At 74.1% G+C, this 11995-nt stretch carries 11 protein-coding genes; 8 read left to right on the top strand and 3 right to left on the bottom strand.

The genetic code is table 11. The features are described from left to right. From AB0O29_RS01805 to AB0O29_RS01780, 6 genes are all read left to right on the top strand, one after another. A complete protein-coding gene (locus AB0O29_RS01805; protein WP_365144732.1) occupies positions 1 to 1212 on the top strand; it encodes an acyltransferase in 1212 nt (403 codons plus the stop codon). 10 nt (positions 1213 to 1222) lie between these two features. Further along, entirely contained in the window at positions 1223 to 2545 is a 1323-nt protein-coding gene (locus AB0O29_RS01800; protein WP_365144463.1) for a sensor histidine kinase, read from the top strand. Then, the gene (locus tag AB0O29_RS01795) at positions 2542 to 3213 is read left to right on the top strand and encodes a response regulator transcription factor (protein WP_365144460.1); all 672 of its coding nucleotides are present in this window, start codon (positions 2542 to 2544) and stop codon (positions 3211 to 3213) included. The genes AB0O29_RS01800 and AB0O29_RS01795 overlap by 4 nt, the downstream gene beginning before the upstream one ends. A gap of 87 nt (positions 3214 to 3300) precedes the next feature. Beyond that, entirely contained in the window at positions 3301 to 4629 is a 1329-nt protein-coding gene (locus AB0O29_RS01790; protein WP_365144457.1) for a histidine kinase, read from the top strand. Continuing rightward, a complete protein-coding gene (locus tag AB0O29_RS01785; protein WP_365144454.1) occupies positions 4626 to 5285 on the top strand; it encodes a response regulator transcription factor in 660 nt (219 codons plus the stop codon). Before AB0O29_RS01790 ends, AB0O29_RS01785 begins: the two co-directional genes overlap by 4 nt. 9 nt (positions 5286 to 5294) lie before the next feature. Next, positions 5295 to 6512, top strand: coding sequence for a cytochrome P450 (locus tag AB0O29_RS01780; protein WP_365144451.1), 1218 nt, complete (start codon positions 5295 to 5297; stop codon positions 6510 to 6512). A 5-nt stretch (positions 6513 to 6517) separates the two neighbouring features. On the opposite strand, the gene AB0O29_RS01775 is transcribed toward AB0O29_RS01780, so the two are convergent. Continuing rightward, a complete protein-coding gene (locus AB0O29_RS01775; RefSeq protein ID WP_365144448.1) occupies positions 6518 to 8092 on the bottom strand; it encodes an ABC transporter permease in 1575 nt (524 codons plus the stop codon). After that, entirely contained in the window at positions 8089 to 9000 is a 912-nt protein-coding gene (locus AB0O29_RS01770) for an ABC transporter ATP-binding protein (RefSeq protein ID WP_365144445.1), read from the bottom strand. The genes AB0O29_RS01775 and AB0O29_RS01770 overlap by 4 nt, the downstream gene beginning before the upstream one ends. Positions 9001 to 9078: 78 nt before the next feature. Between AB0O29_RS01770 and AB0O29_RS01765 the strand changes: the two genes are divergently transcribed. Further along, a complete protein-coding gene (locus AB0O29_RS01765) occupies positions 9079 to 9609 on the top strand; it encodes a MarR family transcriptional regulator (protein WP_365144729.1) in 531 nt (176 codons plus the stop codon). 70 nt (positions 9610 to 9679) lie between these two features. On the opposite strand, the gene AB0O29_RS01760 is transcribed toward AB0O29_RS01765, so the two are convergent. Next, positions 9680 to 10507 carry a diacylglycerol kinase gene (locus AB0O29_RS01760; protein WP_365144726.1) on the bottom strand — a complete coding sequence of 276 codons (828 nt, stop codon included), beginning with the start codon at positions 10505 to 10507 and terminating at the stop codon, positions 9680 to 9682. Positions 10508 to 10691: 184 nt separating this feature from the next. On the opposite strand from AB0O29_RS01760, the gene AB0O29_RS01755 reads away from it, so the two are divergent. After that, positions 10692 to 11975 carry an adenylosuccinate synthase gene (locus AB0O29_RS01755; RefSeq protein ID WP_365144443.1) on the top strand — a complete coding sequence of 428 codons (1284 nt, stop codon included), beginning with the start codon at positions 10692 to 10694 and terminating at the stop codon, positions 11973 to 11975. Positions 11976 to 11995: the final 20 nt, after the last annotated feature.

The following is an 11995-nucleotide window of genomic DNA, read 5'->3' as shown; positions in this document are numbered from 1 at the left end:
CTGCGCAAGCGCTGGGCCGCGCTCGCCGACCGCGTCGACCGGGCGACCCCGCGGGAGCGGGACCGGTCCGTGGACGCCCTGCGGGCCTTCGCGATCCTCGGGGTGGTGCTCGGGCACTGGCTGGTCACCGCCCTGACCGCCGGCGACGGCACCCTGCACGGCACGAGTCCGCTGGTGCGCATGCCCTGGCTGGCCCCGCTGTCCTGGGTGTTCCAGACCCTGGCCGTGTTCTTCCTGGTCGGCGGGCATGTCGCGGCCCAGGGGTACGCCTCGGCGCGGGCCCGCGGGCTCTCGTACCGGGCCTGGGTCGGGCAGCGGCTGGGCCGGCTGTTCCGGCCGGTGGCGGCGGTCGTCGCCCTGTGGACGGTGGTGGCCGCCGGGCTGCTGCTGGGCGGGGCCGAGTGGGAGACCGTACGGACGCTGCTCAAGCTGGTGTGGTCGCCGCTCTGGTTCCTGCTGGTGTTCGCGGCGCTGACCGCCGCGACTCCGCTGGTGGCCCGGCTCAGCCCGGTGTGGCCGCTGGCCGTGGTGGCGGCGGTCGACGTGTGGCGGTTCGGCCTCGGCGGGCCGCAGTGGGCCGGCTGGGTCAACGTCGCCGCGGGCTGGCTCGTCCCCTACACGCTGGGGGCCGCCTGGGCCCGGGGGGCGTTCGCCGGGCGTCGTCCGGCCCTGCTCCTCCTGGGCGGTGGGGCGGCCGCCGTCGTCGCGCTGGTCGTCTGGGGCGGGTACCCGGCGTCCATGGTGGGGGTGCCCGGCGCGGCCGTGTCGAACCTGAACCCGCCGACGCTGGCCGCCGTCGCCTTCGGTCTGGCCCAGTGCGGGCTGGCCCTGCTGGTGCGCGGGCCGCTGGCGCGGGTGATGCGCCGGCCGCGGACCTGGGCGAAGGTGGCGCTGCTGAACCTGTCGGCGATGACGGTGTTCCTGTGGCACCAGACCTCGATGATGGCCGTCACCGCCCTCGGGCTGCTGGTCTCCTCCGATCTGCCCGGGCTGCACACGGTGCCCGCCTCGGCGGGGTGGATAGCCGCCCGGCTGCTGTGGCTGCCGGTGTTCGCGGCCGTCCTGACCGTCTGCTGGGCCGCGTTCCGCGTCCACGAGCAGCCCCGCCCCCGGACCGCCGCCAGGACCGCCGGCCGGACCGCCGCCGCCGGATCCGGGCGGGCCTCCGGCGAACGGGGTCCGGCCCCGGCCCGGATGATCTCCCGTGCCTAGGCTGGGCGGTGTGCATCCGCTGAGCGAGTCCCAGGCCCCGGTCCCGGCCCCCGAGCGGGAGGACCCCGCCCTGCCCGGGGTGGTCCGTCGGCTGTTCACCCTCGGGCCGGACCCGCTGCCCCCGATGAAGCGGCCCCGCTGGCTGGCCCGGCTGCCGCACGCCCTGGTCGGGTACCTGGCGGTCTTCTTCGGGTTCATGATGTCCGCCCAGCTCCAGGACCACTACGACCTGCACGATCCGAGCATGGTCGTCCTGTCGCTCTTCACCGGCTTCTGCATCGTGGCCGCGATGTTCCGGCCGGTCGCCGCCTGGTGGCTCGGGCTGGTGACGGCCGGGTTCATCGCCTGGTCGATCCGCGGCGAGGTGGGACCGGGCCAGACCTGGCCCTGGACGCCGATCGGCCCGTTCGCCTTCGCGCCGCTGGTGCTGCTCGTGGCCCTGCGCGTGCCTCCGAAGGTCACGGCGGCGGTCATCGGCGTCTCCGTCGCGTGCACGGGCGTGGCCGAGATGCTCTTCATGCCGGAGCACGGCCGGAGCAGTGCGATCAGCGCGCTCCTCGTGTTCGGTTTCGCCGGGCTCCTCGGGTACGCCCTGCGGGCGACGCGGCTGGCCCGCAGCCAGCTCGTCGCGCAGGAGAGCCTGACGGAGGAGGAGCGGGCCCGGCGGACCCTGCTGGAGGAGCGCAGCCGCATCGCCCGCGAGCTGCACGACGTGGTCGCCCACCACATGTCGGTGATCTCCATCCAGGCGCAGGTCGCTCCGTACCTCGTGGAGAACCCGTCGGAGGAGCTGAAGGAGAACCTGGCGGGCATCCGGGAGAACGCCCTGGAGGCCCTGACGGAGCTGCGCCGGGTGCTGGGCGTGCTGCGGTCCGAGCAGCCCGGCGAGGGCTCCGGCCCGCACCACCCCCAGCCCACCCTCGCCGAACTGGACGGGCTGGTGGACAACGTGCGCGGCGCCGGGCTGGCCGTCACCACCGAGGTCGCGGGCATACGGCGGCCGCTGACCCCGGGCGTCGAGCTGACCGCGTACCGGATCGTGCAGGAGGCGCTGAGCAACTGCCTGCGCCACGCCCCCGGTTCCCGGGTGGAGGTGGGGATCGCGTACGGGCCGCGCGAACTGCACCTGTGTGTGGCGAACTCGGCCCCGACCAGGCCGGCCCCGCCCTCGCCGGGCGCCGGACACGGGCTGCTCGGGATGCGCGAGCGGGCGGGCATGCTGGGGGGCGAACTGGCCGCCGGCCCCCGCCCCGACGGCGGGTACGAGGTGAGCGCCGTCCTCCCCATGGACCCGCCCGGCCGGTCCTCCCACGAGACGAAGAAGGACGTATGAGCACTCCGATCAGGGTGATGATCGCCGACGACCAGATGATGGTCCGGCAGGGCTTCACCGTCCTCCTCAACGCCCAGCCCGACATCGAGGTGGTGGGCCAGGCCGTCGACGGCGCCGACGCCGTGGCGAAGGCCGCCGAACTCGGTCCGGACGTGGTCCTCATGGACATCCGCATGCCGGGGATGGGCGGGATCGAGGCCACCTCGGTCATCACGGCCGTCCCGGACTGCGCCGTGAAGGTCCTGGTGCTGACCACCTTCGACCTGGACGAGTACGTGTACGAGGCGCTGCGCGCCGGTGCGTCCGGGTTCCTCCTCAAGGACGCCTCGGCCGATCAGCTGGCCGAGGCGGTGCGGGTGGTGGCCGCCGGCGAGGCCCTGCTGTCGCCGAACATCACCAAGCGGCTGATCACCGAGTTCTCGCGGCTGGGCGCCCCGCGCGCCCCGTCCAGGGCGCGGATCCAGGACCTGACGGAGCGGGAGACGGAGGTGCTGTCGCTGATCGCCCAGGGTCTGTCCAACGCGGAGATCGCGGAGCACCTGGTGCTGGCCGAGCAGACGGTGAAGACGCATGTGGGCCGGATCCTGGTGAAGCTGGGCCTGCGCGACCGCACGCAGGCGGCGGTGTTCGCGTACGAGACGGGTCTCATCCGTCCGACGGGCTACTGACGGGCCCGCGTAGTACCTGAGGGGGACCCCCGGAAATCCCCTTCAGCGGCGACGCGGACGAGGCCCGGCCCGGCCTACGGTTTGACCATGACCGAGACGACCACCGGGGCGACCCCCCGGCCTCCCGAACTGCGTCTGGCCTCGGGCTTGATCCAGAGCCTGCGCGACGACCTGCTCACCGACCCCTTCGCCTACCGGCCGCTCGCCCCGATGCGGACGGACGGGCGGCTGCCCCGGCTGCTGCCCCGGCGGATACGTCCGAAGGCGGCCTACCTGCCGCACGCGGCCGTGGCGGCGGCGGCGTTCTTCGTGTTCCTGCTGGGGAACATGAACAACTTCAACGGGATGCCGCCGGTCCAGGCCCTGGTGATCGGCGTGCTGGCGGCGGCGCCGGTGCTGATGGTCCTGGTGCGGCCCGTGGGGGCGTTCTGGGCGTCCCTGGCCGTCACGGCCGTGCTGTCGGTGCTCCAGGACAGGATCATGGTCTGGCCGTGGTCGCCGGCCACCTTCGTCGCGCATCTCGCCGTCATGACCTTCGTGGCGATGCGGAGCCGGCCCCGGGTGGCCGGGTGGATGTGGGTCGCCACGCTGGTGTTCGGGACGGCCCTGCCGATCCTCGTCGGCTCCGCGCACTCGGTCCAGCCGGCGCCGATGGCGGTCACCTCGGCGATGGCCCTGCTGGCCGTCACCGTCCGCAACACGCGGCGGGAGGCCCGGCAGGAGGTCACGGCGCAGCAGGAGGTGACGGCGGTCGAGCGGGACCGGCGGACGCTGCTGGAGGAGCGGACGACCATCGCGCGCGAGCTGCACGACGTGGTCGCCCACCACATGTCGGTGGTGGCGATCCAGGCGGAGGCGGCCCCGTACCGGGTGAAGAACCCGCCGCCGGAGCTGGAGGCGGCCTTCGGCACGATCCGGGAGAACGCGGTGGCGGCGCTGACGGAGCTGCGGCGGGTGCTGGGCGTGGTCCGGTCCGCGGACTACGAGGCCCCCGAGGCCCCGCAGCCGACGCTGGCCTCCCTGGACGGGCTGCTGGCCAATGTGCGGGAGACCGGGCTGAGCGTGGAGAAGACGGTCACGGGCGCGGTGCGCGAACTGCCGCAGGGCGTGGAACTGTCGGCGTACCGGATCGTGCAGGAGGCGCTGAGCAACAGCCTGCGGCACGCCCCGGGGGCGGTGGCCGAGGTGGAGATCTCGTACGTGCTGGGCGGTCTGGGGATACGCGTGGTCAACGGGCCCGCGGTCGGGGACGTCCGCCCCTCGCCGGGGGCCGGGCACGGGATCACGGGGATGCGGGAGCGGGTGGCGATGCTGGAGGGGGAGATGACGGCCGGGAAGAGTTCCACGGGCGGGTACGAGGTGGCCGTGTTCATACCGGTGCACGGCCGGCCGCGGGCCGAGGAGGATCCGGCATGACGATCAGGGTGCTGATCGTCGACGACCAGATGATGGTCCGCGAGGGATTCTCCGTCCTGCTGAACGCGATGGAGGGCATCGAGGTCGTCGGCGAGGCGGTCGACGGCCGGCAGGCCATCGCGCAGGTGGCGGCGCTGCGGCCGGACGTGGTGCTGATGGACATCCGGATGCCGGAGATGAACGGGCTGGAGGCGACGCGGCACATCGTGGCGGCCGACTCGGAGGCGAAGGTGCTGGTCCTGACGACCTTCGACCTCGACGAGTACGTGTACCAGGCGCTGCGGGCGGGGGCGTCGGGATTCCTGCTGAAGGACGCGTCCGCGCGGCAGCTGGCGGAGGGGGTGCGGGTGGTGGCGGCCGGGGAGGCGCTGCTGGCCCCTTCGGTGACGAAGCGGCTGATCGTGGAGTTCTCGAAGCTGTCGGACGTACCGCGGACCGCGGACCCCGCGGGGGTGGGGGAGTTGACGGAGCGGGAGACGGAGGTGCTGGTGCTGATCGCCCAGGGGCTGTCCAATGCGGAGATAGCCGACCGGCTGCTGGTCGCGGAGTCCACGATCAAGACGCATGTGAGCCGCATCCTGGTGAAGCTGGGGCTGCGGGACCGTACGCAGGCCGCGGTGTACGCCTACGAGACACGGCTGGTGACACCGGCTTAGGCTGCCGGGATGGGTTTTGATCCTTGGGACGCCGCCTTCGTCGCCGATCCGTACCCGGCCTACCGGGAGTTGCGGGAGCGGGGGCGGGCCGAGTGGTCGCGGGCGACGGGGCAGTGGCTGGTGTCGCACCACGCCGACGTCAGCGCGCTGCTGCGGGACCGGCGGCTGGGGCGGACGTACCTGCACCGTTTCAGCCACGAGGAGTTCGGGCGCGAGGCGCCGCCGCCGGAGCACGAGCCCTTCCACGTGCTCAACGGCAACGGGCTGCTGGATCTGGAGGATCCCGCGCACGGGCGGGTGCGGCGGCTGGTGTCGAAGGCCTTCACCCCGCGCACGGTGGAGCGGCTCGCGCCCGCCGTGGAGCGGCTGGCGCGGGAGCTGGTGGCGGGGCTGCTGGCCGAGGGCGGCGGGGATCTGCTCACGGCCGTCGCGGAGCCGCTGCCCGTCGCGGTGATCGCGGAGCTGCTGGGGATCCCGGAGGCGGACCGGGGGCTGCTCAGGCCCTGGTCGTCGGACATCTGCGGGATGTTCGAGCTGCGGCCGGACGCGGAGACCGCGCGCCGGGCGGTGACGGCCAGCGTGGAGTTCAGCGCCTATCTGCGGGAGCTGATCGCCGAGCGGCGCCGGCGGCCCGGCACGGATTTGATCTCCGCGCTGATCGCCGCCCACGATGAGGGGGGCCGGCTCAGTGAGCAGGAGATGATCTCCACCTGCGTCCTCCTGCTGAACGCCGGACACGAGGCGACGGTGAACACCACCGTCAACGGCTGGTGGGCCCTCTTCCGCAATCCCGGGCAGCTCGCCGGGCTGCGCGCGCTCCCCGGATCCCCCGGTCCGGAAAAGTTGTCCACAGCTGTGGATGAACTCATGCGCTACGACACACCCCTCCAGATGTTCGAGCGGTGGGTGCTCGACGACATCGCGATCGGGGACACCGTCATCCCGCGCGGCGCCGAGATCGCCCTGCTCTTCGGGTCCGCGAACCGGGATCCCGCGCGGTTCGCCGACCCGGACGTCCTGGACCTCGGCCGGGCCGACAACCCGCACCTGGCCTTCGGCGCCGGCATCCACTACTGCCTGGGCGCCCCGCTGGCCCGCCTGGAGCTGGCCTCCTCCTTCGGGGCCCTGCTGGACGAGAAGGTCCCGCCGATGCGGCTCGTACGGGAGCCGCGGTGGCAGGACGGCTACGTCATCCGGGGGCTGCGGGAGCTGCTGGTCGAGTTCTGACGGGCCTACGCCGTCAGGTCGCGGCGGCGCAGGGCCGCCAGCCCGGCCGCCGTCAGGGCCGCCGCCAGGGCGGTGAGGGCCAGGAGCGCCGCCGGGTCCCAGCCGCCGGGGCCGGGGAGCCTCGGCAGGTGGGCGAAGGGCGAGAGGTCCAGCACCGGCCGGGGCAGGTCCAGGGCGGGCCCCAGCCAGCCCAGGGCCAGCGCGGCCCCGGCCACCGCCCACGCGGCGGGCGCGTACCGCGGGACCGCCCCGTACAGCAGGGCGGCCAGCCCGCCGAAGACCCACACCGCCGGGAGCTGCGTCAGGCAGGCGCCCACCGTGGCGGCCGTGTCGCCGCCGTGCCCGAGGCCCAGGCCGAGCCCGGCCGCCAGCAGGATCAGGGCCGGGCCCGCGAAGGCGACGGCCAGGTGGCCGCCGGCCCAGCGCAGCCGGCCGACGGGATGCGCGAGCAGCGGTTCGGCGCGCTGCCCGACCTCCTCGCCGTGCAGCCGCAGGACGCAGGAGACGGCGAACAGCGCGGCGGCCATGCCCAGCAGCCCCGCCATCGCGGCGAGGAAGGCGTCGGTGAGCCCGCTCCGCCCGCCCATCCGCTCGATGATCTCCCGGGTGCGCTCATTGCCCCCGACCACCTCGGCGACCCCGTCCGCCATGCCCCCGAACACCAGCCCGGCCGTCAGGAAGCCCGCGCTCCAGCCGAGTACGGCGCCCCGCTGGAGCCGCCGGGCCAGCGCCCCCGCCGAACCGAGGCGCCCCTCGGCCGGCCCCGGCCGGGCGGGCAGCAGGCCCGTGCCCAGGTCGCGGCGGCCCGCGAGCGCGTAGGCGGCGGCCGTCAGCGCCACCGCCCCGGCCGCGAACAGCCCGAGCACCCACCAGCGTTCGCCCGCGAAGGCCCGTACGTTCTCCAGCCATCCCAGCGGCGAGCTCCAGGTCAGGGCCGACCCGCCGCCCGGGGAGGCGGAGTCGCCCGCCGCCCTCAGCAGGAACGCGGCCCCCAGCGCGGCGGCCGCCGTCCCCTTCGCGGCCCGGGCGCTGCCGGTCAGCTGGGCGGCGACGGCCGCCACGGCCGCGAACAGCAGCCCGGTCCCGGCGATGCCCAGCCCGAGCGCGAGGGCCCCGGCCGCACCCCGCCCCGCGAGCCCGCCCGCGATCAGCAGGGCCACGGCCGCGTCGGCGGCGAGCGCGGCCAGCAGCGCGGCCGTCAGCGGGGCCCGGCGGCCCACCACCCCGGAGCAGAGCAGCTCGTGACGGCCCGTCTCCTCCTCCTCGCGGGTGTGCCGTACGACGATCACCAGGCTCATCACGGCGGCCAGCACCGCCCCGAAGACCCCGGCCCGCCAGGCGGTGAGGGCCCCGAGGGACTCGCCGAACACCGGCCCGTACAGGGCCCGCATGGACCCGTTGGCGTTCATCGATGCGGCGACGGAGGCCCGTTCGGCCCCGGTCGCGTACACGGCGCCGAGCGAGCGGGGCATGCTCACCACCAGCAGCCCGGCCGCCAGCACCCAGACCGGCGCCGTCACCCGGTCGCGGCGCAGCGCCAGCCGCAGCAGCGTCCCCGTACCGGTCAGCGGGCCGTTCACCGTCCGCTCACCCCGCCCGGCCGGCCCTCCGGGGCGTAGTGGCGCAGGAAGAGCTCCTCCAGCGTGGGCGGGGTCGCGGTCAGCGAGCGCACGCCCGAGGCGGTGAGGGCGCGCAGGACGGCGTCCAGCCCGTCGGTGTCGGCCTGGAGGCTGATCCGCCGCCCGCGCACCTCGACGTCGTGGACGCCGGGCAGGTGGGCGATGCCGTTCGGCGGCCCGGCGAGCTCGGCGGTGATCGAGGTACGGGTGAGGTGGCGCAGGGCGGCGAGGGTGCCGCTCTCCACGGTGCGGCCGGCGCGGACGATGCTGACCCGGTCGCAGAGGGCCTCGACCTCGCTGAGCAGGTGCGAGCTGAGCAGGACGGTGCGGCCGGCGTCGCGGGCCTCGGTGACGCAGCCCCGGAAGACCTCCTCCATCAGCGGGTCGAGCCCGGAGGTGGGCTCGTCGAGGACGAGGAGTTCCGCGTCGGAGGCGAAGGCGGCGACCAGGGCGACCTTCTGGCGGTTGCCCTTGGAGTAGGTGCGGCCCCTGCCGGTGGGGTCGAGTTCGAAGCGCGCGACCAGTTCGGCGCGCCGGGCCCGGTCGAGGCCGCCGCGCAGACGCCCGTAGAGGTCGATGACCTCGCCGCCAGTGAGGTCCCGCCAGAGGGTGACGTCGCCGGGGACGTAGGCGACGCGGCGGTGGAGGGCGACGGAGTCGGCCCACGGGTCGCCGCCGAGCAGGTTGGCGGTCCCGGCGTCGGCGCGCAGCAGGCCGAGCAGGATCCGCAGGGTGGTGGACTTCCCGGCGCCGTTGGGGCCGAGGAATCCGTGGACCTCGCCGGTCGCGACGTCCAGGTCGAGCCCGTCCAGCGCACGGGTGCGGCCGAACGCCTTGTGGAGCCCGGCGACGCTGATGGCCTTCGTCATGGCTCCGAACGTACGCTCATTTCACAAAGTTGTGAAGATAGCGAATCACGTAAAATTCTGGGCGTGACGGACGTGACGATGGACGACGACGGAACCCGCGACGGGGAAGGAACCCGCGACGGGGAAGCGGTCTCCCGCTTCGTGGAGCGGTTCGCCGCGCAGCTCACCGAGGCGGGCATGCAGCGCATGGCCGCCCGGGTCTTCGCCTGCCTGCTCGCCAGCGACGGCGGCGCGATGACCTCGGCGGAGCTCGGCGCGGCCCTGCGGATCAGCCCGGCGGCGGTATCGGGCGCCGTCGCCTACCTGGCCCAGGTCGACATGGTCAGCCGGGAGCGCGAACCGGGCTCCCGCCGGGACCGCTACGTGCTCCACAACGAGCTCTGGTACCAGACCTTCACCCGCCGGGACCAGGCCCTCACCCGCTTCGAGCAGACCCTCCGCGAGGGCGCGGCCGGCCTCGGCAGGGACACGCCGGCGGGGGCGCGGGTGGCGGAGACGGCGGCGTTCTTCGAGTTCCTCCAGCGCGAGATGCACGGCCTGATGGACCGCTGGCGCGACCACCGCGCCACCCTCGGCCTGCCCGGCGAGGACGCCTACGAGGACGTCTAGGCCGCCTCCGCCGGATCCCGCCCGGCCCGCGCCGCGCCCCCGGGGGCTCCCGCCCCCGGGGCGCCCGGCGTCAGCCCCGTGGCAGCGTCAGGGACCACGCCCCCGGGCGGCGGGTCCAGGTGCGGCGGCGGACCGGGGGGCCCGGCGGGGCGTGGTCCGCGCGGTAGCGGAACGCCGAGCCGGGGCCGGTGACGGACACCGTCACCGCCTCCCCCGCCCCCGCCAGCGGCGCCCCGCCCGGGAACCGGACGACCACCCGCGCCGGGCCGCCGTCCTCCCACGTCCGCACCGCCACGTCCTCCACCGGGCGGCCCTCGTCCACCAGCACCACCCCGTCCACCTCCACCCGCAGCGACTGCACCGGCCGCACCGCGCCCCGCGCCCCCGCCGGGGCCGGCAGCAGGGTCCGCAGCAGCGACCGGTACCCCCCGGCGCGCCGGACGGCCGGGGCCGGCGGCGCGGCGATCCGCAGCCCGCCCAGCACCACCTGGCCGCACTCGTCCACCAGCAGGTCCCGAGGCCGGGTCACCCCGTCCAGCGCTGCCCGCGCCGCGAACACCGCCGACAGCGGCACCCCCAGCGACCGCGCCAGCGACAACGACCCCGCGGGCCCCACCGGCACCAGGGACAGCGCGCCGTCCCCCGGCCCCGGCTCCCCGTGCAGCAGCCCCACGGCCCGCACCAGCGCGCCGTCGTCGCCCACCACCACCGGCCGCCGATGACCCCGGCGGGCGAGGGCCCGCGCAAATTCCTCCTGCGAATCCGGGAGGCAGATTTTCGCCGCCGCCCCCGCTGACAACACATCCTTCGCGATTCGCACGGACTCGCCGTCAAGACGGCGGGCGACCGGGTCGACGAGCACCAGCAGACCGCCTACCGGCGCGCCCGCATGGCTCATGGTGGGCTCTGGAGCCGACACCTCGGTCCTTCCTCGGGTAGCATCTTTGTGCAAGAGGCCCTTGCGCTATTGCGCCAGGGCCTTCGTCTATTCCGGGGCACCGGTCCGACGGCTCAGCCTGCGGTGTACATCGTCGTACGCCCCCTGACCTTGGACATGCCCCATCCGGAAGAGGTGTACGCCTGTGCCCGCTCTTGTGCTGCTCGGAGCTCAGTGGGGTGACGAGGGCAAGGGAAAGGCCACCGACCTGCTCGGTGGTTCCGTTGACTATGTGGTGCGCTACCAGGGCGGCAACAATGCCGGCCACACGGTCGTCGTAGGCGACCAGAAGTACGCGCTGCACCTCCTCCCCTCCGGCATCCTCTCCCCCGGATGCACGCCGGTCATCGGCAACGGTGTCGTCGTCGACCCGGCCGTCCTGCTCTCCGAGCTGCGCGGCCTGAACGAGCGCGGCATCGACACCTCCAAGCTGCTCATCAGCGGCAACGCGCACCTCATCACGCCGTACAACGTCACCCTCGACAAGGTCGGCGAGCGCTTCCTCGGCAAGCGCAAGATCGGTACGACCGGCCGCGGCATCGGCCCGACCTACGCGGACAAGATCAACCGCGTCGGCATCCGGGTCCAGGACCTGTACGACGAGTCGATCCTCACCCAGAAGGTCGAGGCGGCGCTGGAGGGCAAGAACCAGCTGCTCGCCAAGCTGTACAACCGCCGCGCGATCGAGGCCTCCGCGATCGTCGAGGAGATGCTCCAGTACGCGGACCAGATCAAGGGCTACGTCGCCGACACCACCCTGATCCTCAACAACGCGCTGGACGAGGACAAGGTCGTGCTCTTCGAGGGCGGCCAGGGCACCCTGCTCGACGTCGACCACGGCACGTACCCCTTCGTCACCTCCTCGAACCCGACCGCCGGCGGCGCCTGCACCGGCACCGGCGTGGGCCCGACGAAGATCAGCCGCGTCATCGGCATCCTCAAGGCCTACACCACGCGCGTCGGCGCCGGTCCGTTCCCGACCGAGCTGTTCGACGAGGACGGCGAGGCGCTGCGCCGCATCGGCGGCGAGCGCGGTGTGACCACCGGCCGTGACCGCCGCTGCGGCTGGTTCGACGCCCCGATCGCCCGCTACGCGACCCGCGTGAACGGCCTGACGGACTTCTTCCTCACCAAGCTCGACGTGCTGACCGGCTGGGAGGAGATCCCGGTCTGCGTCGCGTACGAGATCGACGGCAAGCGCGTCGAGGAGCTGCCCTACTCGCAGACCGACTTCCACCACGCGAAGCCGATCTACGAAACCCTCCCGGGCTGGTCCGAGGACATCACCAAGGCCAAGACCTTCGCAGAGCTGCCGAAGAACGCGCAGAACTACGTGAAGGCCCTGGAGGAGATGTCGGGCGCCCCGATCTCCGCCATCGGCGTCGGCCCCGGCCGCACCGAGACGATCGAGATCAACTCGTTCCTCTAAGCCGGACGAAGACGGAGGGG

Source organism: Streptomyces sp. NPDC089915 (assembly GCF_040684675.1).
Taxonomy (GTDB): domain Bacteria; phylum Actinomycetota; class Actinomycetes; order Streptomycetales; family Streptomycetaceae; genus Streptomyces.
This window is presented reverse-complemented; position numbering and strand designations above follow the sequence as displayed.